Annotated in this window: 25 protein-coding genes; 18 read left to right on the forward strand and 7 right to left on the reverse strand. The window is 61.1% G+C overall.

Features of this window, described 5'->3' with window-relative positions:
- The first annotated feature begins 413 nt into the window (after nucleotides 1–413).
- On the forward strand, nucleotides 414–809 hold the full coding sequence (locus tag DM813_RS24470; protein WP_128325991.1) for a hypothetical protein: 396 nt from the start codon (nucleotides 414–416) through the stop codon (nucleotides 807–809).
- Nucleotides 810–937: 128 nt separating this feature from the next.
- Here the strand turns inward: DM813_RS24470 and DM813_RS24475 are convergent, their stop codons facing one another.
- The 4 genes from DM813_RS24475 to DM813_RS24490 form a co-directional block, all read right to left on the reverse strand.
- Nucleotides 938–1,675, reverse strand: coding sequence for a fimbrial biogenesis chaperone (locus tag DM813_RS24475; protein ID WP_128325992.1), 738 nt, complete (start codon nucleotides 1,673–1,675; stop codon nucleotides 938–940).
- 57 nt (nucleotides 1,676–1,732) lie between these two features.
- Nucleotides 1,733–2,275 carry a fimbrial protein gene (locus DM813_RS24480; protein WP_128325993.1) on the reverse strand — a complete coding sequence of 181 codons (543 nt, stop codon included), beginning with the start codon at nucleotides 2,273–2,275 and terminating at the stop codon, nucleotides 1,733–1,735.
- Nucleotides 2,276–2,805: 530 nt separating this feature from the next.
- On the reverse strand, nucleotides 2,806–3,216 hold the full coding sequence (locus tag DM813_RS24485; protein ID WP_128325994.1) for a PA2817 family protein: 411 nt from the start codon (nucleotides 3,214–3,216) through the stop codon (nucleotides 2,806–2,808).
- 129 nt (nucleotides 3,217–3,345) lie between these two features.
- Nucleotides 3,346–5,793 carry an acyl-CoA dehydrogenase gene (locus DM813_RS24490; RefSeq protein ID WP_128325995.1) on the reverse strand — a complete coding sequence of 816 codons (2,448 nt, stop codon included), beginning with the start codon at nucleotides 5,791–5,793 and terminating at the stop codon, nucleotides 3,346–3,348.
- A gap of 182 nt (nucleotides 5,794–5,975) precedes the next feature.
- On the opposite strand from DM813_RS24490, the gene DM813_RS24495 reads away from it, so the two are divergent.
- From DM813_RS24495 to DM813_RS24505, 3 genes are all read left to right on the forward strand, one after another.
- The gene (locus DM813_RS24495) at nucleotides 5,976–6,599 is read left to right on the forward strand and encodes a glutathione S-transferase family protein (RefSeq protein ID WP_128325996.1); all 624 of its coding nucleotides are present in this window, start codon (nucleotides 5,976–5,978) and stop codon (nucleotides 6,597–6,599) included.
- Nucleotides 6,600–6,736: 137 nt separating this feature from the next.
- Nucleotides 6,737–7,669, forward strand: a complete 933-nt coding sequence (locus tag DM813_RS24500; protein ID WP_128325997.1) for an ABC transporter ATP-binding protein — start codon at nucleotides 6,737–6,739, stop codon at nucleotides 7,667–7,669.
- Nucleotides 7,666–8,445 (forward strand): ABC transporter permease, encoded by a 780-nt coding sequence (locus DM813_RS24505; RefSeq protein ID WP_128325998.1) that lies wholly within the window; start codon nucleotides 7,666–7,668, stop codon nucleotides 8,443–8,445. The genes DM813_RS24500 and DM813_RS24505 overlap by 4 nt, the downstream gene beginning before the upstream one ends.
- On the opposite strand, the gene DM813_RS24510 is transcribed toward DM813_RS24505, so the two are convergent.
- Nucleotides 8,413–8,955, reverse strand: a complete 543-nt coding sequence (locus tag DM813_RS24510) for a DUF2062 domain-containing protein (protein ID WP_128325999.1) — start codon at nucleotides 8,953–8,955, stop codon at nucleotides 8,413–8,415. The two genes, DM813_RS24505 and DM813_RS24510, sit on opposite strands and share 33 nt — an antisense overlap.
- Before the next feature lie 143 nt (nucleotides 8,956–9,098).
- Between DM813_RS24510 and DM813_RS24515 the strand changes: the two genes are divergently transcribed.
- The 8 genes from DM813_RS24515 to murB all read left to right on the forward strand — a co-directional run bounded on the left by DM813_RS24515 (nucleotide 9,099) and on the right by murB (nucleotide 15,934).
- Nucleotides 9,099–11,324 (forward strand): DNA internalization-related competence protein ComEC/Rec2, encoded by a 2,226-nt coding sequence (locus DM813_RS24515; protein WP_128326000.1) that lies wholly within the window; start codon nucleotides 9,099–9,101, stop codon nucleotides 11,322–11,324.
- A gap of 70 nt (nucleotides 11,325–11,394) precedes the next feature.
- Nucleotides 11,395–12,030: a MotA/TolQ/ExbB proton channel family protein gene (locus DM813_RS24520; protein WP_128326001.1), complete on the forward strand. Its 636-nt coding sequence runs from the start codon at nucleotides 11,395–11,397 to the stop codon at nucleotides 12,028–12,030.
- The gene (locus tag DM813_RS24525; RefSeq protein ID WP_128326002.1) at nucleotides 12,027–12,458 is read left to right on the forward strand and encodes an ExbD/TolR family protein; all 432 of its coding nucleotides are present in this window, start codon (nucleotides 12,027–12,029) and stop codon (nucleotides 12,456–12,458) included. Before DM813_RS24520 ends, DM813_RS24525 begins: the two co-directional genes overlap by 4 nt.
- Complete coding sequence (gene lpxK / locus DM813_RS24530) at nucleotides 12,458–13,468, forward strand: tetraacyldisaccharide 4'-kinase (RefSeq protein WP_128326003.1); 1,011 nt, start codon at nucleotides 12,458–12,460, stop codon at nucleotides 13,466–13,468. The genes DM813_RS24525 and lpxK overlap by 1 nt, the downstream gene beginning before the upstream one ends.
- A 39-nt stretch (nucleotides 13,469–13,507) precedes the next feature.
- Nucleotides 13,508–13,693 carry a Trm112 family protein gene (locus tag DM813_RS24535; protein ID WP_011532874.1) on the forward strand — a complete coding sequence of 62 codons (186 nt, stop codon included), beginning with the start codon at nucleotides 13,508–13,510 and terminating at the stop codon, nucleotides 13,691–13,693.
- A complete protein-coding gene (gene kdsB / locus DM813_RS24540; protein WP_128326004.1) occupies nucleotides 13,690–14,454 on the forward strand; it encodes a 3-deoxy-manno-octulosonate cytidylyltransferase in 765 nt (254 codons plus the stop codon). Before DM813_RS24535 ends, kdsB begins: the two co-directional genes overlap by 4 nt.
- The gene (locus DM813_RS24545; protein ID WP_128326005.1) at nucleotides 14,454–14,918 is read left to right on the forward strand and encodes a low molecular weight protein-tyrosine-phosphatase; all 465 of its coding nucleotides are present in this window, start codon (nucleotides 14,454–14,456) and stop codon (nucleotides 14,916–14,918) included. Before kdsB ends, DM813_RS24545 begins: the two co-directional genes overlap by 1 nt.
- Nucleotides 14,915–15,934 carry a UDP-N-acetylmuramate dehydrogenase gene (gene murB, locus DM813_RS24550; RefSeq protein WP_128326006.1) on the forward strand — a complete coding sequence of 340 codons (1,020 nt, stop codon included), beginning with the start codon at nucleotides 14,915–14,917 and terminating at the stop codon, nucleotides 15,932–15,934. The genes DM813_RS24545 and murB overlap by 4 nt, the downstream gene beginning before the upstream one ends.
- Before the next feature lie 164 nt (nucleotides 15,935–16,098).
- Here the strand turns inward: murB and rne are convergent, their stop codons facing one another.
- A complete protein-coding gene (rne, locus tag DM813_RS24555; RefSeq protein WP_128326007.1) occupies nucleotides 16,099–19,254 on the reverse strand; it encodes a ribonuclease E in 3,156 nt (1,051 codons plus the stop codon).
- Nucleotides 19,255–20,001: 747 nt separating this feature from the next.
- Here rne and rluC point away from each other — a divergent pair.
- The 3 genes from rluC to DM813_RS24575 are packed head-to-tail and all read left to right on the forward strand — an operon-like array spanning nucleotide 20,002 to nucleotide 22,618.
- On the forward strand, nucleotides 20,002–20,958 hold the full coding sequence (gene rluC / locus DM813_RS24565; protein WP_128326008.1) for a 23S rRNA pseudouridine(955/2504/2580) synthase RluC: 957 nt from the start codon (nucleotides 20,002–20,004) through the stop codon (nucleotides 20,956–20,958).
- Nucleotides 20,948–21,619 (forward strand): HAD family hydrolase, encoded by a 672-nt coding sequence (locus DM813_RS24570; RefSeq protein ID WP_128326009.1) that lies wholly within the window; start codon nucleotides 20,948–20,950, stop codon nucleotides 21,617–21,619. Before rluC ends, DM813_RS24570 begins: the two co-directional genes overlap by 11 nt.
- A gap of 6 nt (nucleotides 21,620–21,625) precedes the next feature.
- Nucleotides 21,626–22,618, forward strand: coding sequence for a S49 family peptidase (locus tag DM813_RS24575; RefSeq protein ID WP_128326010.1), 993 nt, complete (start codon nucleotides 21,626–21,628; stop codon nucleotides 22,616–22,618).
- A 50-nt stretch (nucleotides 22,619–22,668) separates the two neighbouring features.
- On the opposite strand, the gene DM813_RS24580 is transcribed toward DM813_RS24575, so the two are convergent.
- A complete protein-coding gene (locus DM813_RS24580) occupies nucleotides 22,669–23,247 on the reverse strand; it encodes a Maf family protein (RefSeq protein ID WP_128326011.1) in 579 nt (192 codons plus the stop codon).
- Nucleotides 23,248–23,342: 95 nt separating this feature from the next.
- Here DM813_RS24580 and DM813_RS24585 point away from each other — a divergent pair, with 95 nt between their 5' ends.
- From DM813_RS24585 to plsX, 3 genes are read left to right on the forward strand one after another with little or no spacing between them, the layout of a single operon-like run.
- A complete protein-coding gene (locus tag DM813_RS24585; RefSeq protein ID WP_010223220.1) occupies nucleotides 23,343–23,870 on the forward strand; it encodes a YceD family protein in 528 nt (175 codons plus the stop codon).
- 13 nt (nucleotides 23,871–23,883) lie between these two features.
- Nucleotides 23,884–24,066, forward strand: coding sequence for a 50S ribosomal protein L32 (rpmF, locus tag DM813_RS24590; RefSeq protein WP_010223221.1), 183 nt, complete (start codon nucleotides 23,884–23,886; stop codon nucleotides 24,064–24,066).
- Nucleotides 24,067–24,069: 3 nt separating this feature from the next.
- Complete coding sequence (plsX, locus tag DM813_RS24595) at nucleotides 24,070–25,080, forward strand: phosphate acyltransferase PlsX (RefSeq protein ID WP_128326012.1); 1,011 nt, start codon at nucleotides 24,070–24,072, stop codon at nucleotides 25,078–25,080.
- Nucleotides 25,081–25,191 lie beyond the last annotated feature (111 nt).

Raw genomic sequence — 25,191 nt, forward strand, 5'->3', positions numbered from 1 at the left:
GGGGGGAGGGGGCTACGGGGTGTTTGAGTAGTGTTCGAGGATCTCGTCGAGGCCCGACTTGTGAACGATGCGAAAGCGCTTTTGTTCACCTTCGCTGATAGTGCTGAAGTAAAAATTAGTTTAATCCGTCAGTCATGATTTCCTTTTCTGGATGACAAGGTGATTACTGAGACGGAAGGTATATCGATAAATTGAATTTTCGCGGTTTTTCGAACTTGTTTTCAGTACGGGGCAAATCAAGTTTGAACGTTTTTGCCGTATGCCTCTGGCGTGCCTAGCAGGTTCACCCGTTGTCTGCATTGCGTATGCAGGCATATAAGGTTGCTCAAGTAAATCGCTGGCGGGACAGGTAATAGCGCAATAGTACGTAATGGTTATTGTCCTGCCGTCATAATTAATCAGAGGTTGTTAATATGAGTGTATTGCGTACGTCAGGGTTCGAGAAGCCTCGTATTCCGGATCTGAATGAATTCAATGAAGTGGATATTGATCAACTAGGAGATGGACCGCTGCTCGCCATTATTAAATATGCCGGTATGCAAGTCGGGGATCTTGTTGCGCCACGCTGGGTAGGCGCCGGTCCGACCGGTGAAGTGTTCGACGATATCAAAGCGCGGTTGCCAGTTCTCGAGGAATATCTGGAAAACGGACTTGTAATAAAAATCGAAAACCAGAAAGTCTGCGACGCCGCAGGCGGATGGGCGTTCTTCTCCTACACCGTGGTTGGCGCACAGGAATTGCTTCGACAATTCTGCTACCTGGGGCTGCATTTTACGAAGTTTCGCAGCATAAACTTGCAGTTAATTTAGTAGGGGGTGCCTGCCAGTCGAACTGAAGTGCCACGTCGATGGAAACCTGGTGCTGGACGAAGAGGCGCGTCGGGAGGGAACCGGATCAGGTTTCCCTCCCTCAGCCTACAGCTATCGCCCGAATTGGATTACGGCTGTGCAACCGGGCTGGAGATCTCTGCGGTGGTACCACTGTAATCGTTGATCGTGGTGAAGGTGACCTGCAGGCCGTTGGTGACGGGTACGTTCTGCAATGCATATGCCTGTCTGCCCAGCGGCAGGGCCATGCCTTTGGCGTTGATGGTTTCACTGACGCCGGCACCGCTGATGATCAGGCGATTGAAGGTGAAGTGGTAAGGCGAAGGGTTGTCGACGACCAGGTGTGTTTTGCCTTCGATCTGTTGTATCGACCAGGCCAGGTCTTTGAGTCGATCCTGCGGGCGGCCTTTGAGTTGGCTGGGTCGGTAGAACAGCTTGATGCGGGTACGCAGGGCGACGTTCAGCACGTTTTGCCCGGCATCGGCTGCCGTTTGTGGAATTTCTTGCAGGTTGAAATAGAACAGCGATTCACGGTCCTGGGGGAGGTCGTTGGGCAGGGCATTGATCTGCACCGTTTGCTCATTCCCGGGGTCGAGCCGGAACAGGTTGGGCGAGGTAATCAGTGGCACGGCAGTGGTCGCATCGTCGGCTTCTGTGTTGACCCAGGCCTGCGCCGCATAAGGCCTGGAGGAAGGGTTGGCGACAATTACCGAGGAGCTGCGTTTGGCACTCTCGTGCACCACCCGAGTGTGGCTGATGGTGAGCGCTGCATAGGCGTTGGGCAGGCTGGCCGTGAGCAGCGCCAGGCAGCTGCAGAAGGTCGTCAGGGAGCGGAATGAAGGCAGCATGAAATTTGACCGGGCAGAAAGGGAAGCGACTCCAGGTGCATGCACCTGGAGTACGTATCAAAGCAGATGCACCACGAAGCTGATTTGTGCCTCGGCCACGCCTTCGGTAACGGTTTCTGAGTACGACTCATACGAGGCGTAGAACCTCATTTCAGTTGGGCGATCAGTGTGCAGTTCGTATTCTATGGATTCTTCTTCGGGCACGACCTTGGTGTGGTTCCGGTCTGTGATTGCCAGGCCCAGGCCACCGGCGCCGTTTTTGCGGAAGCTGTATAGGTCATTGCCGACAACACCATCCAACGACGAATAGGTAACCGAGGCTGTGTCACCATCCTGGATTTCGCAGTTGTCACCCGGTGTTATGCGTAGCATGAAATTAACTGCAGGTGTTTTGGTGCCGATCGATTTGAAGTACCCCGCGGTGTAGCTACCCAGAGAAATACTGCCAACTTCAGGGCCGCCAGGTCGTTCGATTACTTCGATCGGGCAGGTGCCCCCACCACTGATGGTACCTCGAAAATTTACATCTCCTATTGAACTCGCTGCAAATACGCTGCTGCTGGCCATTCCAAGGGCAAGCATGAGTAAAGTCTTCTTCATTAACACTTCCTTTATGTGTTCGCGTTTCTGTGGGGTAGACCCAGAGAACTCCCGGAGTGCGATGTGGAGTAGGCGGGGAACGGCGATCAGACTAGAGTGTTTGCCAAGGGCTGGATGTAGGATTAGTTGACTGCAGAAAGTGGATTGACAGATGGTAGAAACATGAATATTTGTATCAAATTTGTTCTGTTATTTAGTTGGACAGATATTGCTTCGAGTTTGCCGGGTTGTGGTGGATGTTTATAAGGCAGGGGTGTTTCTCTTATGACTTAGCCGGGTAGCCAGTGGTATTGGCTGGAAATATGTATATTGTGACTGTGAGTTTCGAGTGATCTATGCGCTTAATGCGCTTTTTCCTGTGGCGGTGAAGCTGGATAGAACCTTCAAGGACTTTGCTGAGTTTCTGCTCGTCAGGGAGTAGATCCGCGCTTCCTCTATTGGGCAGTCATCACCTTGCCTGTGCCACAGATGAGGGTCGAGCAAGCGGTAAAAATGCTCAACTGCTGAGGCACAGGAACCTGGCGGGCTATTTAATGCTTTTGTTCGCGATCGGTCAGGCTGAGCAGTTGCTTTTCCTGGTGCCAGTCGAACGGTTCGTCGTTCTGTTCGGCTTCAAAGCGGCGTTCTTCAAGCTGCTGGTACAGGTCCAGCTCGTCGTCCGGCATGAAGTGCAGGCAGTCGCCGCCGAAGAACCACAGCAGGTCGCGCGGTACCAGGTGGGCGATTTGCGGGTAGCGCTGGATCACCTGACAGATCAGGTCCTGGCCCAGGTACTGGCTTTCCAGGGGATCCTGTGGCAGCAGGGTAAGCAGTTCGTCGAAGCGTTCGAGGAACAGGCTGTGGCTTTCTTCCGGCACTTGTTCCGCTTCGCCCAGGGCCACCAGGATGGTGCGCAGGTGCTGGAGCAGTTGCAGGTGATATTCCAGATGGGGATTGGCCATGGCGGGGTCCTCGGTGGTGCATGAAAAGGGGCGGAGTATACGCCGGTTGGGACCGTGTGGGTGAATCTGGACCTCGGTGGCCTGCGACCGCTGCGCGCTCGATCGCAGGCTTCGTCAGCGCCTGCGCGATTAGCGCACTTTGCCTGGCTCGGGCAGCAACTGCGCCTTGTCGAAGGCATCCACATCGATCACCGTGCGCCGCGCTTGCTCGGCGAGTTGCAGCCGCTGTCCTTCGCCTGGCTCCAGCACGCCAGCCTCGACAGCCGCATCGATCAGCGACTGCCCTGGTGCCGCTCGCACTTTGCCTTCCTTGATCGCCTGTTGCAGTGACTTGTGCAGCGGCACGGTCTCATCCAGCAGATCGCTGGCCTGTTGCAGTGCAGCCACCGGGTCGCCATCGACCTGCGGCCGGAAGCAGCCAGCCAGCAGTTCCTCCAGCGCCGGGTCGCCCTTGCTGCGGCCAATCAGTGCGGCCACTTCGGCATCCAGTGCGTCGCTGGGCCCGGTGTGGCGGCGACCGAAGGGGAACACCAGCACCCGCAAGGCGCAGCCGACGAAGCGGTTGGGGAAGTTGTCGAGCAAACGATCCAGCGCCTGTTCAGCCTTGCCCAGGCTTTCTTCCATGGCCCAACGCAGCAACGGTTGCATGTGCGGCGGCGAACCAAGGTCGTGGTAGCGCTTGAGCGCGGCGCTGGAGAGGTACAGGTAGCTGAGCACGTCGCCCAGGCGTGCGCTCAGACGCTCGCGGCGCTTGAGGGCGCCGCCGAGCAGCATCATCGACAGGTCCGCCAGCAGCGCAAAGGCGGCGGCCTGGCGGTTGAGGGCACGGAAGTAACCCTGGCTGAGGGCATCGCCCGGCACGCGCTCGAAGTGGCCCAGGCCCAACCCCAGTACGAAGGTGCTGGCGGCATTGCCGACGGCGAACATGATGTGCTTCATCAACAGGTCGTCGAATTCATGGAGCGCCTGCTGCTGATCCTCCCGCGCGGCCAGGGCCATCTCCTTGAGTACGAACGGATGGCAGCGGATCGCACCCTGGCCGAAGATCATCAGGTTACGCGAAAGGATATTGGCACCCTCGACGGTGATGAATATCGGCGCCCCCTGCCAGCTGCGTGCCAGGTAGTTGTTGGGGCCCATGATGATGCCCTTGCCGCCGTGTACGTCCATGGCGTGCTGAATGCATTCGCGACCGCGCTCGGTGAGGTGGTACTTGAGGATTGCCGACAACACCGAGGGCTTCTCGCCCAGGTCCACCGCCTTGGCGGTGAGCAGGCGGGCGCTGTCCATCAACCAGGCGTTGCCGCCGATGCGTGCGAGCGCCTCCTGGATGCCTTCGAAAGCCGCGAGCGGCACATTGAACTGTTCGCGGATGCGCGCGTACTGCCCGGTGACCAGGCTGGTGTACTTGGCCGCGCCGGTGCCGACGGCGGGCAGGGAGATCGAGCGGCCTACCGACAGGCAGTTCATCAGCATCATCCAGCCCTTGCCGAGCATGTCCTTGCCGCCGATGAGGAACTCCAGCGGGACGAACACGTCTTTGCCGCTATTGGGGCCGTTCATGAACGCAGCGCCCAGGGGCAGGTGGCGCTTGCCGATTTCCACACCCGGGGTATCGGTGGGGATCAGGGCCAGGCTGATGCCCAGTTCTTCTTCCTCGCCCAGCAAGTGCTCCGGGTCGTAGGCCTTGAACGCCAGGCCCAGCAGGGTCGCGACCGGGCCGAGAGTGATGTAGCGTTTTTCCCAGTTCAGGCGCAGACCGAGCACTTCTTCACCCTGCCACTGGCCTTTGCAGATCACCCCGGTATCGGGCATGGCGCCAGCATCGGAGCCGGCCAGCGGGCCGGTGAGGGCAAAACAGGGGATCTCGTCGCCACGCGCCAGGCGTGGCAGGTAATGGTTGCGCTGTTCGTCCGTGCCGTAATGCAGCAGCAGTTCCGCAGGGCCGAGGGAGTTGGGCACCATCACCGTGGAGGCGAGGTCGCCGCTGCGGGTTGCGAGCTTCATGGCGACCTGTGAGTGGGCATAGGCCGAGAAGCCTTTGCCGCCATATTCCTTGGGAATGATCAAGGCAAAGAAACCTTCGGCCTTGATGTGCGCCCAGGCGGCGGGTGGCAGGTCCATGTCCTGGCCAATCTGCCAGTCGCTGACCATGGCGCAGAGCACTTCGGTGGGGCCGTCGATGAAGGCCTGTTCTTCCGCGGTCAGTTCGGGCTTGGCGTAATCCAGCAGGGTGTTCCAGTCAGGGCGGCCACTGAACAGTTCGCCGTCCCACCACACGGTGCCGGCATCGATCGCTTCGCGTTCGGTTTGCGACATGGGCGGCAAGGTGCGTTTGAACCAGCCGAACAGCGGGCCGCTGAAGATCCTGCGCCGCAGTTCCGGCAGCAGCAACAGCGCAGCCTTGGCGGCCAGCACCAGCCAGAAGATTGTCAGCAACCAGCCGGGGGCGCGACTGAAAATGCCCATCAGCAGGACATACACCGCAATGATGCCCAGCATCGGCAGGGCGGCGATGCGTCGGTGGGCCAGGTAGGCCGTACCGATCACCAGAACCACTAACCACAACAGCAACATAATCATTCCTCCGTGAAACAGCGGGGCGTAGTGCAAACCATAGAGCTTAGTCGGCCTGCAATGATCGGCCTGTCTGAACAGTGACAGGCTGTGCGGCGGGGAGTTCGTCTTGAGGTGCAAGCGATTGTCAGCGCGGTGGCCTGGAGTAGACTGGGCGCCCAAACATTCATCAGGACGACGTCATGCTCAAGATCTGGGGCCGGAAGAATTCGACCAATGTCAGAAAAGCGTTGTGGTGCGCGCAGGAACTGGGGCTCGAGTATGAGTCGATCGATGCCGGTGGCGCCTTCGGCCTGGTCAACGAGCCTGAGTACCGGGCGCTGAACCCCAACGGCCTGGTGCCGATGATCGAAGACGACGGCCTGGTGCTCTGGGAGTCCAATGCCATCGTGCGCTACCTGTGTGCGCAGTACGGCAAGGATTCGCACTGGTACCTGAGCGACCCGCGCAAGCGTGCCGAAGCGGACAAGTGGATGGATTGGGCAACCTCGTCCTTCGCTGCGCCGTTTCGTCCGTTGTTCTGGGGGCTGCTGCGCACGTCGCCTGAACAGCAGGACTGGGTGGCAATCAATGCCGCACACAAAACCTGTGCGCAGCTGCTGTCGATTGCCGACCAGGCGCTGGCAACACGCCCGTACCTTTCCGGCAAGCACCTGGGCATGGGCGATATTCCCCTGGGCTGCTTTGCCTATGCCTGGTTCGAGATGCCGATCGAACGTCCGGAAATGCGTCATTTGCGCGCCTGGTACGAGCGTCTGCAGGAGCGTGAGGCGTATCAGGTGGCGGTCATGACCGCGCTGACCTGAGTTTTTCGCTCAACCTGATAGTTATTATCGATACACATGACTGTACTTGTATGGCCTGGGCAAGCACCATGGTCATATTCGCTGCGGCTGGCCTGTCCGGCCGCGTCCTGACCTCCCATTCTGGTGCATGACCCGCTATGAGTTCTGCTCTGTCCATAAGGCAGCTAACCAAAACCTACGGCAACGGTTTCCAGGCCCTCAAGGGTATCGACCTGGATGTCGCCGAAGGTGACTTCTTCGCCTTGCTCGGCCCCAATGGCGCCGGCAAGTCCACCACCATCGGCATCCTCTCGACCCTGGTCAACAAGACCAGTGGCACGGTGAGCATTTTCGGCAACGACCTCGATCGTCAGCCGGCCGCGCTCAAGCGCAGCATTGGCGTGGTGCCGCAGGAGTTCAACTTCAACCAGTTCGAAAAGACCTTCGACATCGTCGTGACCCAGGCCGGCTATTACGGCATCCCGGCCAAGGTGGCCAAGGAGCGCGCCGAGAAGTACCTTACTCAGTTGGGTTTGTGGGACAAGCGCGATGTGCCGTCGCGTTCGCTGTCGGGGGGCATGAAGCGTCGCCTGATGATCGCCCGGGCGCTGATCCACGAACCGCGCCTGCTGATCCTCGATGAGCCGACGGCGGGTGTGGATATCGAACTGCGCCGCTCGATGTGGAGCTTTCTCACCGAACTGAATGAGCAAGGCATCACCATCATCCTCACCACCCATTACCTGGAAGAGGCCGAACAGCTGTGCCGCCACATCGGCATCATCGATCACGGCACCATCGTCGAGAACACCAGCATGCGCGCGCTGCTCAGTACGCTGCATGTAGAAACCTTCCTGCTTGATCTCAAGCGGGAGCTGGCGCAGGCGCCAACGCTGCTCGGCTACCCCTGCAAGCTGATCAGCCCGCATACCCTGGAAGTGCAAGTCGACAAGGAAGCCGGCGTCACCGCGTTGTTCGGCCAGTTGGCCCTGCAGAACATCGAAGTGCAAAGCCTGCGCAACAAGAGCAATCGTCTCGAGGAGCTGTTTGTGTCCCTGGTGGAGAAAAACCTGGCGAAGGTGGCGGTATGAGTTCGGAACTGCGCGCCAACCTGGTCGCCCTCAATACCATCGTTTACCGCGAAGTGCGCCGCTTTACCCGGATCTGGCCACAGACGTTGCTGCCGCCGGCGATCACCATGGTCTTGTACTTCGTGATCTTCGGTAACCTGATCGGTCGGCAGATCGGTGACATGGGCGGCTTCACCTACATGGAGTACATCGTGCCGGGGCTGATCATGATGTCGGTGATCACCAACTCCTATGGCAACGTGGTGTCGAGTTTCTTCGGCAGCAAGTTCCAGCGTTCGATCGAGGAACTGATGGTGTCGCCGGTATCGCCGCATACCATTCTGATCGGCTACACCCTGGGTGGTGTATTGCGCGGGCTGGCAGTGGGGGTGATCGTCACGATCCTGTCGCTGTTCTTCACCCACCTGCAGGTGCATCACCTGGGCGTGACCATTCTGGTGGTGTTGCTGACGGCGACGATTTTCTCGTTGCTGGGCTTCATCAACGCGGTGTTTGCGCGCAACTTTGACGACATCTCGATCATCCCGACCTTCGTGTTGACGCCGCTGACCTACCTGGGCGGCGTTTTCTACTCGATCAACCTGCTGCCGCCGTTCTGGCAGACCGTGTCGCTGGCCAACCCGGTGCTGCACATGGTCAACTCGTTCCGCTACGGCATCCTCGGGGTCTCGGACATCCGTATCGGCGTCGCCATCACCTTCATGCTGGTGGCCACAGCGGTGCTGTACTTCGGTTGCGTGCGCCTACTGGTCAGCGGGCGTGGAATGCGTACCTGACACCTTCTGCTTGCGCCGGCGCCACTGCCGGCCTACCCACCAGCGCCAGTAGAGCATGGTCAGGCAGTAGGCCAGGGCGCCCAGCAGCACGCCGCACACCACCGAACCCAGCAGGAAGGGTTGCCAGAGCGTCGACAGCTCGCCGGTGATCCACTCGAAGGTCAGCTCCTCGGGCAGGGTGCGCGGCGGTACCTGCATCAGCCAGGCGCCCATCTGGTAGGTGCAGTAGAACACCGGCGGCATGGTGAACGGGTTGGTCAGCCACACCAGGCTGACGGCAATCGGCATGTTGCCGCGCACCAGCACCGCCAGGCTCGCGGCCAGCAGCATTTGCATCGGGATCGGAATGAACGCCGCAAACAGGCCGACTGCCATCGCCCGTGCAACCGAGTGGCGATTCAGGTGCCAGAGGTTCGGGTCATGCAAAAGCCGGCCGAGAAAGCGTAAGGACTTATGTTCCCTGATGCTGGTCGGGTCGGGCATGTAGCGTTTGAAGAGACGACGCGGCATGTAGGCTCTCGACTGGGTGAAGGGGGCAAGTATGCACGGAATCCAAAAGCCTCCCATTACAGACTTTGTGACAATTATTGAGCAAGTTTCCCCGCGTATTGAACTAAGCCTCAGAAGGTGAATTTCTTCTGGAGCTTCAAACCATGCGCACAGGGATGTTGGCGCTGGCACTGGGCCTGTTGTGCCTGAGTGTTTTTCCGGTTTTGCCATCGGTCGGATGGCTGATCATTACCGGCTTGATCGGGCTGATTTGCCTGCCTTGGCGGCGAACGCGCCTTCCGGGTCTGTTCTTGCTTGGAGTCAGTTGGGCTTGCCTGTCGGCGCACCAGGCACTGGATGATCGTCTCGCGCCCGCACTCGACGGGCGTACGCTGTGGCTGGAGGGCAGGGTGATCGGTTTGCCTGCGCACAGCGGTCGCTCGGTACGCTTTGAGCTCGATGGTGCGCAGTCGCGTCGCGCACAACTGCCACAGCGCCTACTGCTGAGCTGGTTCAACGGTCCTGAGGTATACAGTGGCGAGCGTTGGCGGCTGGCTGTAACGCTCAAGCGCCCCCATGGGTTACTCAATCCACATGGCCCGGACCGTGAGGCCGCGTTGTTGGCCCGCAGGATCGGAGCGACCGGTTCAATCAAAGCCGGGGAGCGGCTGGCGTCGGCTGAGGGCGCCTGGCGTGACGGCGTTCGCCAGCGCTTGCTGAAGGTCGATGCGCAAGGCCGCGAGGCGGAGTTGCTGGCCCTGGTGCTGGGTGACGGCGCAGGGCTGGCACGTGAGCGCTGGCACGCTCTACAGGCCACCGGCACGGTGCACTTGCTGGTGATTTCCGGGCAGCATGTCGGGCTGCTGGCCGGCCTGGTCTATGGGCTGATTGCCGGGTTGGCACGCTTGGGCGTCTGGCCACGCGCGTTGCCCTGGCTACCCTGGGCCTGTGGCAGTGCCTTTGCGGCGGCGCTGGGTTACGGCCTGCTGGCGGGCTTTCAGGTGCCGGTGCAGCGCGCCTGTGTGATGCTTGCGGTGGTGCTGCTCTGGCGTTTGCGTTTCCGTCACCTGGGCGCGGGCGTGCCATTCTTGCTGGCGCTCAATGCGGTGTTGTTGTGGGAGCCGCTGGCCAGCCTGTTGCCGGGGTTCTGGTTGTCGTTTGCCGCTGTGGCGGTGTTGCTGTTCACCTTCAGTGGCCGTTTGGGCGCCTGGCGCCCCTGGCAGGCATGGGGGCGGGCGCAGTGGTTGATTGCCCTGGGCTTGTTGCCGGTGCTGATGGCGCTGGGATTGCCGGTGAGCCTTACTGCGCCGCTGGCCAACCTGTTTGCGGTGCCCTGGATCAGCCTTGCAGTGCTGCCGCTGGCGCTGCTGGGAACTGTCCTGTTGCCCCTGCCGATGCTCGGAGCGCCGTTGCTTTGGCTGGCCGGTGGCTTTCTTGACGGACTGTTTAGCGTACTTGGGCAGCTTGCCATGTGGCAGCCAGCCTGGGTGCCGCAGCCGCTACCTTGGGCGTTCTGGGGGCTGTTGTCGGTCGGGGTGCTGTTGCTGTTGTTGCCGCGGGGCTTGCCAATGCGGGTGCTGGGCTGGCCGCTGTTGTTGCTGGCCGTCATTGCGCCGCGAGAGCGGGTGCCGCACGGCCAGGTCGAGGTGTGGCAGCTGGATGTCGGGCAGGGGCTGGCGTTTGTGCTGCGTACTCGTGAACATACACTCGTGTATGACGCCGGGCCGGCAATGGGCGACCATGACCTGGGCGAGCGAGTCGTGCTGCCGACCCTGTACAAGTTGGGCATTCGCCAGGTTGACCTGATGCTGTTGAGCCACGCCGACGCCGATCATGCAGGCGGAGCGCTGGCGATTACTCGTGGCATGCCGGTGCGCACGGTACAGGCGGGCGAAGCGGCAAAGCTGCCAGCTGCTTTGCAGGCGCAAGCCTGTAACAGCGGCCACCGTTGGCAGTGGGACGGCGTGAACTTCTCGCTGTGGCAATGGCAAGGCGCGCGTGACAGTAACCAGGACTCCTGTGTGCTGCTGGTCGAGGCGAGCGGTGAGCGGCTGCTGCTCAGCGGCGACCTTGATGCTGCTGGCGAACGGGCCTGGGTCCGCGACTGGCAGGCGACCCACGTCGATTGGCTGCAAGCCCCGCACCATGGCAGCCGCACCTCATCCAGCCAGGCCCTGCTGGCCGCCACAGCGCCGCGTGGCGTGCTGATTTCCCGGGGGCGCCACAACGCCTTCGGTCACCCCCATGCCGAGGTCATGCAGCGCTACCGGACCAATGGCATTGTCGCCTTCGACAGTGCCGTTCACGGCGCCTTGCGCCTGCAACTGGGGACGTTCGGCGAGCCGCAGGGCCTGCGCAGCCAGCGGCGTTTCTGGCGTGAGCCGAGTTGACGACCTTCGGCAGATGAGCGTCCAAGGGGCATATGGTAGAGTGGCGGACTTTTTCTAGGGGATGCTAACTGTGTGGGAATTGGTCAAGTCCGGTGGTTGGATGATGCTGCCGATCATTCTGAGTTCCATCGCCGCCATGGCTATCGTCGCCGAGCGTCTCTGGACCTTGCGCGCCAGCCGCGTCACCCCTCCGCACCTGCTAGGCCAGGTGTGGATGTGGATCAAAGACAAACAGCTCACCAGTGACAAGCTCAAGGCCTTGCGCGCCGACTCGCCACTGGGAGAAATTCTCGCGGCAGGCCTGGCCAACTCCCGCCATGGTCGCGAGATCATGAAAGAGTGCATTGAAGAGGCCGCCGCCCGCGTCATCCATGAGCTGGAGCGCTATATCAATGCGCTGGGCACCATTGCCGCCATGGCCCCGCTGCTCGGTTTGCTCGGTACCGTGCTGGGCATGATCGATATTTTCAGTGCGTTCATGGGCACCGGCATGACGACCAATGCTGCCGTGCTCGCCGGGGGTATCTCCAAGGCGCTGATCACTACCGCTGCGGGCCTGATGGTGGGTATCCCGTCGGTATTCTTCCATCGCTTCCTGCAGCGTCGTATCGACGAACTGGTGGTGGGCATGGAGCAAGAGGCGATCAAACTGGTTGAAGTGGTCCAAGGCGACCGTGATGTCGACCTGGCCGGGGGCAAGGCGTGAAATTCCGACGCAAGCAACGGGAAAACGTTGATATCAACCTGGCGTCGCTGATTGACGTGGTGTTCATTCTGCTGCTGTTTTTCGTGGTGACCACCACCTTCACCCGCGAAACCCAATTGCGCGTCGAATTGCCGGAGTCTGTCAGTGGCGCGCCGGCGCCCGATAACGAAGCCAAGCAGCTCGACATCACCATCAGTGCCGATGGCGTTTACTCGGTCAACAATCACCTGCTGCCCAAAAGTGATCTGGCCACCCTGATCGAAGCCCTGCAGAAAGAATCTGCCGGTGACACCAAACTGCCGTTGTCGATCAGCGCCGACGGCAAAACCCCGCACCAGGCGGTGGTGACTGCCATGGATGCAGCCGGCAAGCTCGGTTTCAGCCACTTGCGCATGACCACGGTCGAGGCGGCGCAGGGGACGCCTTGATGGGCCTGGCCGATCGTTTGCTCGACGCCTGGTATGCCGGGCATCCGGCCCTGGTACTGCTGCGCCCGCTGGAGTCGCTGTATCGCCGCGTGGTGCAGCGCAAGCGCGCGCGTTTTATCAGTGGCGAGCAACCCGGCTACCGTGCGCCGGTACCGGTGATCGTGGTCGGTAACATCACCGTCGGCGGTACCGGCAAAACGCCAATGATCCTGTGGATGATCGAGCATTGCCGCCGGCAAGGTTTGCGTGTTGGCGTGGTCAGTCGCGGTTATGGCGCCAAGCCGCCGCAACTGCCGTGGCGGGTGCGTGCTGACCAGAGCGCCGCCCAGGCCGGCGATGAGCCGCTGTTGATCGTGCAGCGCAGTGATGTGCCGCTGGTGATTGACCCCGACCGCTCCCGTGCCGTTCAGGCGTTACTGGCCGCTGAAACGCTGGACCTGATTCTGTGCGACGACGGCATGCAGCATTACCGCCTGGCCCGTGACCTGGAGCTGGTGTTAATAGATGCCGCCCGCGGCCTCGGCAACCGTCGCTGCTTGCCTGCCGGGCCCCTGCGCGAGCCGGTTGAGCGCCTGCAGGCAGTGGATGCACTGCTCTACAACGGCGCCATGACGGACCGTGATGACGGCTATGGCTTTGTCCTCAAGCCCACGGCGCTGGTTAACCTGCGCACGGGCGAGCGCGCCGGGCTTGAGCGTTTTGCGGCGGGGCAGGCGGTGCACGCGGTCGCCGGTATCGGTAATCCGCAACGTTTCTTCAATACCCTGCAGGGACTAAACTGGCAGCCTGTGCCACACCCGTTTGCCGATCATGCCGAGTACAGCGCCCAAGCCTTGAGCTTCAGCCCTGCGCTGCCATTGATCATGACTGAAAAGGACGCGGTCAAATGCCGCGCCTTCGCTGCCGACGACTGGTGGTACCTTGCGGTCGATGCTGTGCCTTCGCCGGCCTTCCAGGCCTGGTTTGATGCCCAGCTCGATCGCTTGTTGCCCGGCTCGGGGCACTCCTGATTCGTTTCTTTTTTCCGGCCACTGGCCTGAGGAATACCCATGGACACCAAACTGCTCGATATCCTGGCCTGCCCGATCACCAAAGGCCCGCTCAAACTCAGTGCCGACAAGACCGAGCTGATCAGCAAAGGCGCAGGCCTGGCCTATCCGATTCGCGACGGTATTCCAGTGATGCTGGAAAGCGAGGCGCGCACCCTGACCGATGAAGAGCGCCTGGATAAATGAGCCTGACCTTTACCGTGGTGATCCCGGCGCGCCTGGCGTCCACCCGGCTGCCGGGCAAGCCGTTGCTGCCCATCGCCGGCAAGCCGATGATCCAGCATGTCTGGGAGCAGGCGTGCAAAAGCAGCGCCAGCCGTGTGGTGATTGCCACCGATGATGCCGGTATCTTCCAGGCCTGCGAGGCCTTCGGTGCTGAAGTGCTGATGACCCGCGCCGACCACGACTCGGGCACCGACCGCCTGGCCGAAGTGGCGGTCAAGCTCGGTCTGGCCGCCGACGCGATCGTGGTCAATGTGCAGGGCGACGAGCCGCTGATTCCGCCGGTGATCATTGACCAGGTCGCGGCCAATCTGGCTGCGCATCCGGAAGCGGGTATCGCAACCCTGGCCGAGCCGATCAACGACGTGACGGCGGTATTCAATCCCAATGCAGTCAAGGTGGTCAGTGACTGCAACGGCCTGGCGCTGACCTTCAGCCGGGCACCGCTGCCCTGGGCGCGCGATGCATTTGCCCACAGCCAGGACACGCTGCCTGAGGGCGTACCTTATCGTCGTCATATCGGCATGTACGCGTACCGTGCGGGTTTCCTCCAGGACTTCGTGGGCTGGGGGCCGTGCTGGCTGGAACGCACCGAGTCGCTTGAGCAGTTGCGTGCACTCTGGCATGGCGTGCGTATCCATGTCGCCGATGCCATCGAGGCGCCGCCCGTAGGTGTCGATACACCACAGGATTTAGAGCGTGTACGGCAAATTCTGGAGGCCTGATGCGGGTTCTGTTTGTATGCCTGGGCAACATCTGCCGGTCACCCACTGCTGAGGGCGTGCTGCGCCATCAGCTTGAGGCCGAAGGCCTGGCTGAGCGGATCGAAGTGGCTTCGGCCGGTACTGGTGACTGGCATGTCGGCAAGCAGCCAGACAGCCGTACCCGCCGCGCTGCGCAATTGCGCGGCTATGACCTGTCGCAGCAGCGTGCGCAACAGGTCAGGGCGGACCACTTCAGCGAGTACGACCTGATCCTGGCGATGGACAAGAGCAACCTTGGCCATCTGCGAGCCTTGCAGCCCCCTGGGGCAAAAGCCGAGCTGGACCTGTTCCTGCGCCGTTATCAGGGTGCGCTGGACGAGGTGCCGGATCCTTACTATGGCGGCGAGCAAGGGTTCGAGCAGGTGCTTGACCTGATCGAAGCAGCCTGCCGCCAATTGGTCATCGAACTCAAGGGTCGTCTATGAGCGGTCAGTGGCAGGAGCAGGTATCGCTCAAGCCGTACAACACTTTCGGTATTGATGTCGCGGCGCGGTATTTCACCAACGTGCACAATGACACCGAAGTGCGCCAGGCACTGGCCGACGCCAAGCAACAAAAGATACCGGTGCTGGTCATAGGCGGTGGCAGCAATCTGCTGCTGACGGCGGATGTGCAGGCGCTGGTGATGCGCATGGCCAGTCGGGGTGTGCGCATCCTGGCGGATGATGGCCAACGGGTGATTGTTGAAGCCGAGGCGGGCGAGCCCTGGCATCCTTTCGTTCAGTGGAGCCTGGGCCAGGGCCTGGCGGGCCTGGAGAACCTCAGCCTGATTCCCGGTACCGTCGGTGCCGCACCGATGCAGAACATCGGTGCGTACGGTGTCGAGATCAAGGATGTGTTTGCCGGGTTGACCGCGCTTGATCGCGAGTCCGGTGAGGTGCGCGAGTTCACCCTCGACGAGTGCCGGTTCGCCTACCGCGACAGTGTGTTCAAACAGCACCCAGGACGCTGGTTGATTCTGCGCGTGCGTTTTGCCTTGAGCCGCGTCATGCAGGCGCATCTGGACTACGGACCGGTGCGTCAGCGTCTGAGCGAGCAGGGTATTGGTCAGCCGACGGCGCAGAATGTCAGCGATGCGATTTGCAGTATTCGCCGCGAGAAACTGCCGGATCCGGTCGAGCTGGGTAATGCCGGAAGCTTCTTCAAGAACCCTGTGGTCGCTGCTGTGCTGGCCGACAAGATTCGTCTGCAGTATCCGGGGCTGGTGGCTTATCCACAGGCCGACGGTCAGGTGAAATTGGCCGCAGGCTGGCTGATCGAGCAGGCGGGCTGGAAAGGGCACCGCGAAGGCGATGCCGGTGTGCACCGGTTGCAGTCGTTGGTGCTGGTGAATTACGGCCAGGCCAGTGGCCTGCAGTTGCATCAGCTGGCGCAGAAAATCCAGGCTGACATTCTTGAGCGCTTTGACGTCAGGCTGGAGATGGAGCCGAATCTGTACTGAGGATTCTGGCAGCATAAAAAGGCTCTTCACGGCATTCCGTGAAGAGCCTTTTTTTATTGCCTCGGCGTTTGTAGAAACAACTGACTTCGCGGGTTTACCCGCGAAGAGGCGCGAATAAAAAAGCCCCGCCAGTTGCCTGGCGGGGCTTTTTATTGCCGGGTGGGTCAGACGAGCGGCTTTTGCTCTTCTTCCGGTTCCACGGCTTCAGCGCTTACTGCGGCAGTAGCTGCAGCGGCGGCCGCTGCTGCAGCTGCTTCGGCTTCACGCTTGCGACGACGCACTTCGCGCGGGTCGTTAGGCGCGCGACCGTTCGGCAGCATGACAGCCGGCGCTGGCTCTACAACCGGTTCGGCAACAGGGGCCTGTTCGACGACAGCCGGTGCAGGCTCGACCACTTCGGCGGCTTCGGCTTCAACGGCAGGTGCCTGAACGGCTTCCGGCTCGCGAGGTGCCTCAACGACTGGCTCGGCGATCACCACGGCTTCAGCGGGTGCTTCGACCGACGCTTCTGCTACGTGCTGAGGTGCCACTTCGGCAACCGGCTCGATGCTCGGCTCAACCACGGCTGCAGGTTCGACGACGGGCTGCTCGACGACAGGGGCGATTGCCACTTCTTCGACAGCTGCAGGCGCAGGGGATTCGACTGCAACAGCCTCGACCACGGTGGCTTCAGTTACTTCGGTCGCTGTCGGTGCTTCGACTACTTCAGCGGCCTGTGCAACAACGACTTCAGTCGCTTCCTGAGCGGCTACCGGGGCAGCCTCTTCAACGGCAGCGGTAGCGCGTTGAGCCTGAACGTTGGCTTGCGCTTCGGCTTCGGCGCTGATGTTGCTGGTCGCCACTGCAGCGGTAACGGCCAGGCCAGCAGCCAGTTCGGCGGTCGACGGCTCGGTGCCATCTTCTGCGCCGTCTTCAGAGCCCTCAACGATATCACCGTTGGCATCGCGCTGACGCTCGCGGCGGTTGCTGCGACGACGCTGGCCACGGGAACGGCGGCGTGGGCGTTCGCCTTCCGCACCTTCCTGGCTCTCGTCCTGCAGCAGTTCTTCGTTCGGCAGTTGCTCTTCAGCAACTTCAGCAGCGGCTTCGGCTGCCGGGCGAGGCTGACGCTCTTCGCGTGGAGGACGTGGCTGACGCTCTTCACGTGGGGCGCGTTCCTCACGCGGCGCACGCTCTTCGCGCGGAGCACGTTCTTCACGTGGTTGACGGTCTTCACGCGGTGCACGCTCTTCACGTGGGGCACGTTCTTCGCGTGGGGCACGCTCAGGACGCTCTTCACGCACGGCCGGGGTCGCGGCATCCAGTGGTTCGCGCAGTTCGCGCACCGGACGCTCTTCGCGGGTGGCGCGACGGTCTTCACGTGGTGCACGCGGCTGACGCTCTTCACGCGGCTGACGTGGCGCACGCTCTTCGCGGGCCTGGGTCTCTTCGCGGGCTTCGCGTGGCTGACGTTCTTCACGCGGGGCGCGCTCTTCGCGTGGCTTGCGCTCTTCATCGCGACGGCCATTGCGGTTGCGGCTTTGCTGACGACCGTTACGGCGCTCCTCGTTGCGCTGCGAACGCTCGGCGGCTGGCTTCTCGGCAACCACCGGGGCGGCTGCAGGTTCTTCCTTGCCGGCGAACAGGCTGACCAGCGACTTCACCAGGCCTTTGAACAGGCTTGGCTCAGGGGCGACGTGCACTGGGGCGGCTGGCTGCTCTGGCGCGCTCGGTACCGGGGCGTTGGCGCGAGCCGGTGCGGTCTTGACCGCGGCTTCCTGGCGAACCAGGGTGCGGGTGGCAGCGGTCGGCTGGACCTCTTCGGTCTCGGCGGCAGCGATTTCGTAGCTGGACTGGCCGCTGAGGGCTTCCGGGCTGTCGTCGCGCAGGCGCTGGACTTCGAAGTGTGGGGTTTCCAGGTGGTCGTTCGGCAGAATGACGATACGGGCCCGGGTACGCAGTTCGATCTTGGTGATCGAGTTGCGCTTTTCGTTGAGCAGGAAGGCGGCCACCGGAATCGGCACCTGGGCGCGAACTTCGGCGGTGCGGTCCTTCAGGGCCTCTTCTTCGATCAGGCGCAGGATAGCCAGCGACAGGGACTCGACGTCACGGATGATGCCGGTGCCGCTGCAACGCGGGCAAACGATGCCGCTGCTTTCACCCAGAGAAGGGCGCAGGCGCTGACGGGACATTTCCAGCAGGCCGAAGCGCGAAATGCGGCCGACCTGTACGCGGGCACGGTCGGCTTCCAGGCACTCGCGCACCTTTTCTTCGACGGCGCGCTGGTTCTTGGCCGGGGTCATGTCGATGAAGTCGATGACGATCAGGCCGCCGATGTCGCGCAGACGCAGTTGGCGGGCGATTTCCTCAGCCGCTTCCAGGTTGGTCTGCAGGGCAGTTTCCTCGATGTCGCTGCCTTTGGTGGCGCGCGCCGAGTTGATGTCGATGGACACCAGGGCTTCAGTCGGGTCGATGACGATCGAGCCGCCGGACGGCAGGTCGACCACGCGCTGGAAGGCGGTTTCGATCTGGCTTTCGATCTGGAAGCGGTTGAACAGCGGGACGCTGTCTTCATACAGCTTGATCTTGCTGGCGTACTGCGGCATCACCTGGCGGATGAAAGTCAGGGCTTCTTCCTGGGCGTCGATGCTGTCGATCAGCACTTCGCCGATGTCCTGGCGCAGGTAGTCGCGGATCGCACGGATGATGACGTTGCTTTCCTGGTAGATCAGGAAAGGTGCGGCGCGGTCCTGGGAGGCTTCTTTGATCGCGGTCCAGAGTTGCAGCAGGTAATCCAGGTCCCACTGCATTTCTTCGCTGCTGCGGCCAAGGCCGGCAGTGCGTACGATCAGGCCCATGTCGGCAGGTGCAACCAAGCCGTTCAGGGCTTCACGCAGTTCGTTGCGCTCTTCGCCTTCGATACGGCGGGAGATGCCACCGGCACGCGGGTTGTTCGGCATCAGTACCAGGTAACGACCGGCCAGGCTGATGAAGGTGGTGAGGGCGGCGCCCTTGTTGCCACGCTCTTCTTTCTCGACCTGGACGATGACTTCCTGGCCTTCGCTGAGCACTTCCTTGATGTTCACCCGGCCTTCCGGGGACTTCTTGAAGTATTCGCGGGAAATTTCCTTCAGCGGCAGAAAGCCGTGACGTTCGGAGCCGAAGTCGACGAAGGCGGCTTCGAGGCTGGGTTCGATCCGGGTGATCCGGCCTTTGTAGATGTTGGCCTTCTTCTGCTCGCGCGCACCGGACTCGATGTCCAGGTCGTAGAGACGTTGGCCGTCTACCAGAGCTACACGCAACTCTTCGGGTTGAGTCGCGTTAATCAGCATTCTTTTCATGTAATACCGTCGGTTTCCGGGCTGCCGGAAACGGCGTTCGGCACACACGACTTCTCACGGTCGGTGTCAGGTGCGCAAGGGGTGGCGGGCCACCCCCGTGTCCAGCGACATTCGAGCCAGACTGGTAACCCAGTACTGCCGAAGTCGCGACGACGCGTCCTGCTTGCTGTGGTGTCAAATGCACTCAGTCAGGAGGAGGAATCAGCCTTCGGCCGTGGACGCCCCAGGGGCATCTTGATCAAGACCGGGTCCGGTCGCCTGGCCAAAAGGCCTGTGGACTGGACGCAGTACTACACGGTCCGACGGTTGTGCATCTCCACCCTACACGTATCCCTGATAATTCGGGTGCTGCCGCGCGCTGAATCCGCAACGGGTTGCATTTATCGCCAGCTCCAATACGGGAGCCCGCGCCTTTTATGTCCAAGGCTGGTATTTCCGAAGCCTTCGCCTGACTGCGTGAAATTGACGGCACTGACAGAGTGGGCATCGAAAAAAAACGTGGGGGAGGGCAAAACACCGCTCTTGTAGTTTTTTATCGGTCTTCTCTGCACGGCGCTGGTGGCGATTCCAGGCATTTCTGTAAACTGGCAAAAGCCCCGTCGGACGGCCTCGCGTCCTCGAGATTTGCGTCGGTCAGGGCCGGCTAGAAGCCGTGATTCCGCTGGCCAGCCGCTTTTGGCGGCGTTCGCGACTATAGCAGCAATCATTAAGTGCTTCAAATCCATAAAAAATTGTTATGATTGGCAAATGACGACTAATGCCCCTCCGACCTCCGGCGTCCAGCTGATCGAGGTCGCGCCGGAACTTGCCGGCCAACGAATCGATAATTTCCTCATCACTGCACTCAAGGGTGTTCCCAAGACCTTGATTTACCGGATTTTGCGCAAAGGCGAAGTGCGGGTGAACAAGGGGCGGATCAAGCCCGAGTACAAGTTGCAGGCCGGTGACATCGTGCGCGTGCCGCCCGTTCGTCTGCCGGAGCGCGATGAGCCTGTGCCTGTGGCCCAGGGTTTGCTTCAGCGTCTTGAGGCCGCCATTGTCTACGAAGACAAAGCCTTGATCGTGCTGAATAAACCAGCCGGTATTGCTGTGCACGGCGGCAGCGGCCTGAATTTCGGCGTGATCGAAGCCTTTCGTCAGATGCGTCCGGATGCCAAGGAGCTGGAGCTGGTCCATCGCCTGGACCGGGACACCTCCGGGCTGCTGATGATCGCCAAAAAGCGCAGCATGCTGCGCCACCTGCACGCCGCCTTGCGCGGTGATGGTGTCGACAAACGCTACATGGCGCTGGTGCGTGGCCACTGGGCGACCGCCAAGAAGCAGGTCAATGCGCCGTTGCTCAAGAGCAACCTGCGTTCCGGCGAGCGTATGGTCGAAGTCAACGATGAGGGCAAGGAAGCGCTGACAATCTTCCGTGTGCTGCGCCGCTTTGGCGAGTTCGCCACCATCGTCGAGGCGCGCCCGATCACTGGTCGTACCCACCAGATTCGCGTGCATGCCTTGCATGCCGGGCACTGCATCGCTGGTGACAGCAAGTACGGCGATGAGGATTTCACCCGTGAGATTCGCGACCTGGGTGGCAAGCGGTTGTTTCTGCATGCTTATGCCCTGACCGTGCCGCTGCCGGACGGCGGTGAGCTCAAGCTCGAAGCGCCTGTGGATGAGATGTGGGCTAAAACCGTGGAGCGCTTGAGTGCGTCGTGATTACGATCTGCTGATTTTCGATTGGGACGGCACCCTGGCCGATTCCATCGGGCGCATTGTCGAAGCCATGCGCCTGGCAGCCGGGCGTGCCGGTCATGCCACCTGCGACGATGAGGCGGTCAAGGGCATAATCGGCCTGGCATTGTCCGAGGCCATCGCCACGCTGTACCCGCATCTGGATGCAGAGCAGGTGGCGGTGTTCCGTCAGCACTATGCTGATGTGTACATGGCGCTGGATGAGCAGCCGTCGCCGTTGTTCGACAGCGTGGTGGAGTCGCTTGAGGCGTTTCGTGCCCAGGGCTATCGCCTGGCAGTGGCCACCGGCAAGGCGCGCCGCGGGCTGGATCGGGTGCTGCGGGCCAATGGCTGGGAGGATTTTTTTGATATCACCCGTGCTGCGGACGAGAGCCGTGGCAAGCCGCATCCGCAGATGCTTGAGGAAATCCTTGCGCATTGCCAGGTAGCGCCTGAGCGTGCGTTGATGGTGGGTGACTCGTCGTTCGATCTGGTGATGGCCAACAATGCAGGTATGCACTCGGTCGCTGTCGGTTACGGGGCGATGTCGCTGCAAGCGTTGAGCGCATTCGGACCGCAGGTCTGTATCGAGCATTTTTCACATTTGCAGGTGTGGCTGAATCGCTCGCCTGTGATTCCAGGGTAGGTGAGCATGGCTGACGAGTGGAAGGCGCCCGGCGCCGACGAAAATGAAGGCAACGAAGAGCGCAAAAGCTGGAAGTTGCTGGAAAAGACCTTGCTGGCGGGGGTGCAGGAGCAGCGTCGTGCGCGGCGTTGGGGGATTTTCTTCAAGCTGCTGACCTTTGCGTACCTGTTTGGCATTCTGGCGCTGTTCAGCCCGTTGATGAGCATGGACAAGGCGGCGTCTCGCAGCGTCAGTCACACCGCGGTGGTCGAGGTGCGCGGAATGATTGCCGATCAGGAGCCGGCCAGTGCCGACAACATCATCAGTGGCTTGCGCGACGCTTTCAAAGACTCGAAAACCAAGGCAGTCATCCTGCGCATCAACAGCCCGGGGGGCAGTCCGGTACAGTCGGGTTACATCTACGATGAAATTCGTCGCCTGCGCGCGGAATATCCGGCCATCAAGCTGTATGCCGTGATCAGCGATCTCGGTGCCTCCGGCGCCTATTACATCGCCAGTGCTGCCGACCAGATCTATGCCGACAAGGCGAGCCTGGTCGGCTCTATCGGCGTGACCGCGGCCGGTTATGGCTTTGTCGGTACCATGGAGAAGCTGGGGGTCGAACGTCGCACCTATACGGCGGGCGAGCACAAGGCGTTCCTGGACCCGTTCCAGCCGCAAAAGCCTGAAGAGACTGCGTTCTGGCAGGGCGTGCTGGAGACCACGCACAAGCAGTTCATCGCCAGCGTCAAGCAGGGGCGTGGTGATCGCCTCAAGGACAAAGAGCACCCTGAGCTGTTCAGTGGCTTGATCTGGTCGGGCGAGCAGGCAATGGCGCTGGGTCTGGTGGATGGCCTGGGTAGTGCAGGCTACGTGGCACGTGAGGTGGTGGGTGAGAAGGAGCTGGTGGACTTTACCGTAGAAGAGTCGCCGTTCGATCGCTTCTCCAAGCGCCTGGGCACCAGCATTGCCGAGCGCATGGCGATGTGGATGGGCTTTCAGGGGCCATCGCTGCGCTGAGTGCTCTGCCAGCTAAAAAACCGGCCCGTCGAGGCCGGTTTTTTTATGGGTCAGGGCAGGTCAACGCCTTCGGCCAGCAACATGTCGATCAGGCGGATCAGCGGCAGGCCGATCAGGCTGGTGGCGTCTGCGCCATGGGTGCTTTGGAACAGGCTGACGCCAAGGCCTTCGGCTTTGAAGCTGCCGGCGCAATCGTAAGGCGTTTCAGCGCGCAGGTAGCGCTGGATGCGCGCCAGGTCCAGTTCGCGCATGTTCACCGTGAAAGGGACGCAATCGACCTGGCAATGGCCGGTCTGGCTGTTGAGCAGGGCAACGCCGGTTAGAAAGGTGACGTGATTGCCGCTGGCGGCCAGCAATTGCTCGCAGGCGCGTTCAAAGGTATGTGGCTTGCCGAGGATTTGCTCGCCCAGCACGGCCACCTGGTCGGAGCCGATGATCAGGTGCGCGGGGTGACTGCTCGCCAGTGCCTGGGCTTTTTCGCGGGCGAGGCGTTTGACCAGGTCAAGGGCGGGCTCTTCGGGCAGGCGCTGTTCGTCGATATCGGGGGAGGCCCAGCTGAAAGGAAGGCGCAAGCGTTCAAGCAATTCGCGCCGGTAAGGCGAGCTGGAAGCCAGTAATAAAGGCAGCATGATAAACTCCTGGGCAGGTGAAACGATTCTAACATGCTGAACGGAGCCGAATTTCCTTTGACAGGGGCGGGGGTCATCCCTAGAATGCTGCGCCTATGTTGAATGACCCGATTCCACCTCACGTTGACCCGCGCAAATTGGCCGATCGTGGTGTTTCTCTCGAAGGAACGCTGCAGCTCGCCGATTTGGAGAGACTCTGCGACCCGCTTTCCGATACTGTCGGTACGGTGCAGGCTAAATTCGATTTTGAGCGAGACGAGCAGAAGGCTGTGGTTATCCACACCGACCTGAGCGTCGAGGTCAAGATGGTTTGCCAGCGTTGTCTTGAGCTGGTCACCCTGCCGATCCACAGCGAATGTACGTACGCTGTGGTGAAGGAGGGTGCGAATACCCAGTCGTTGCCGAAAGGTTATGACGTGCTGGAACTGGGCGAAGATCCTTTGGATCTGCAGGCCTTGGTCGAGGAGGAGCTTTTGCTCGCCCTGCCCATCGTGCCTGCTCATCATCCGGAAGAATGCCAGCAGCCGGCGGGCGCCGATGAGCCCGAACCGAGCAAGGACGAGGTAACACGGTCCAACCCGTTCAGTGTATTGGCGCAGTTAAAGCGTGACCCAAACGTTTAGGAGTTAATCAATTATGGCTGTTCAGCAGAACAAAAAATCCCGCTCTGCCCGTGACATGCGCCGTTCGCACGACGCCCTCTCGGAAAACGCTCTGTCCGTAGAGAAAACCACCGGTGAAGTACACCTGCGTCACCACGTATCGCCAGAAGGCGTATACCGTGGTCGTAAAGTGATCGACAAGGGCGCTGACGAGTAATCCTTGTCCGCTCAGATCATCGCGATTGACGCAATGGGCGGGGACTTCGGTCCCCGCAGCATTGTTCAGGCAAGTATTGCTTGCCTATCGGTTACGCCCTCGCTACACCTGACCCTCGTCGGTCAACCCTCCCTCCTTGAAGATCTCATCGCTGGCCAGTCGGCAGCGGATCGCGCGCGCCTGCAGATTGTTGCGGCAAGCGAAGTGATCGGCATGGACGAGCGGCCGTCCCAGGCGTTGCGCGGCAAGCCCGATTCGTCAATGCGCGTAGCGCTCGAATTATTGCGTGATGGCAAGGTTCAGGCCTGCGTGAGCGCTGGCAACACCGGGGCGCTGATGGCGCTGTCGCGCTATGTATTGAAAACCTTGCCCGGCATTGATCGCCCGGCAATGGTTGCAGCCATTCCCACTCAGGCTGGTTATTGCCAGTTGCTTGACCTGGGGGCGAACGTCGACTGCAGTGCAGAAAACCTCTTCCAGTTTGCCGTGATGGGCTCGGTGGCGGCCCAGGCTCTGGGTATTTCCCGGCCGCGAGTGGCGCTGCTCAATGTCGGTACCGAAGACATCAAGGGCAACCAGCAGGTCAAGCTGGCTGCCAGCTTGCTGCAAAATGCGCGTGGCCTTAACTACATCGGTTTTGTCGAGGGCGATGGCCTGTATCGCGGCGAAGCGGATGTGGTGGTGTGCGACGGTTTTGTCGGCAACATCCTTCTCAAATCCAGCGAAGGGCTGGCGACCATGATCGGCGCGCGCATCGAGGCGCTGTTCAAGGGCGGCGTGGCGGCACGCCTGGCGGGTGCCATGGCCATGCCGCTGCTCAAGCGCCTGCAGGCAGATCTTGCGCCGGCACGGCATAACGGCGCGAGTTTCCTCGGCTTGCAGGGTATCGTCATCAAGAGCCATGGTTCTGCGGGTGTGCAGGGCTTTCAGAGCGCCATCCAGCGCGCCCTGATCGAAATCCAGGAGAACCTGCCGGAGCGTCTTCACGGTCGCCTGGAAGACTTGTTGCTTTAGGCATATCGGCGAGGAAGTGGTTAAATGTGACCGCTTGGTCCGCGTTATCATCCAAGTCTTCAGTTTCTTGCGCTCAGCCAGGTGCTGGGCGCTTCATTTCCGACGACAAGA

The sequence above is a fragment of the Pseudomonas alkylphenolica genome, assembly GCF_004025535.1.
GTDB lineage: Bacteria > Pseudomonadota > Gammaproteobacteria > Pseudomonadales > Pseudomonadaceae > Aquipseudomonas > Aquipseudomonas alkylphenolica_A.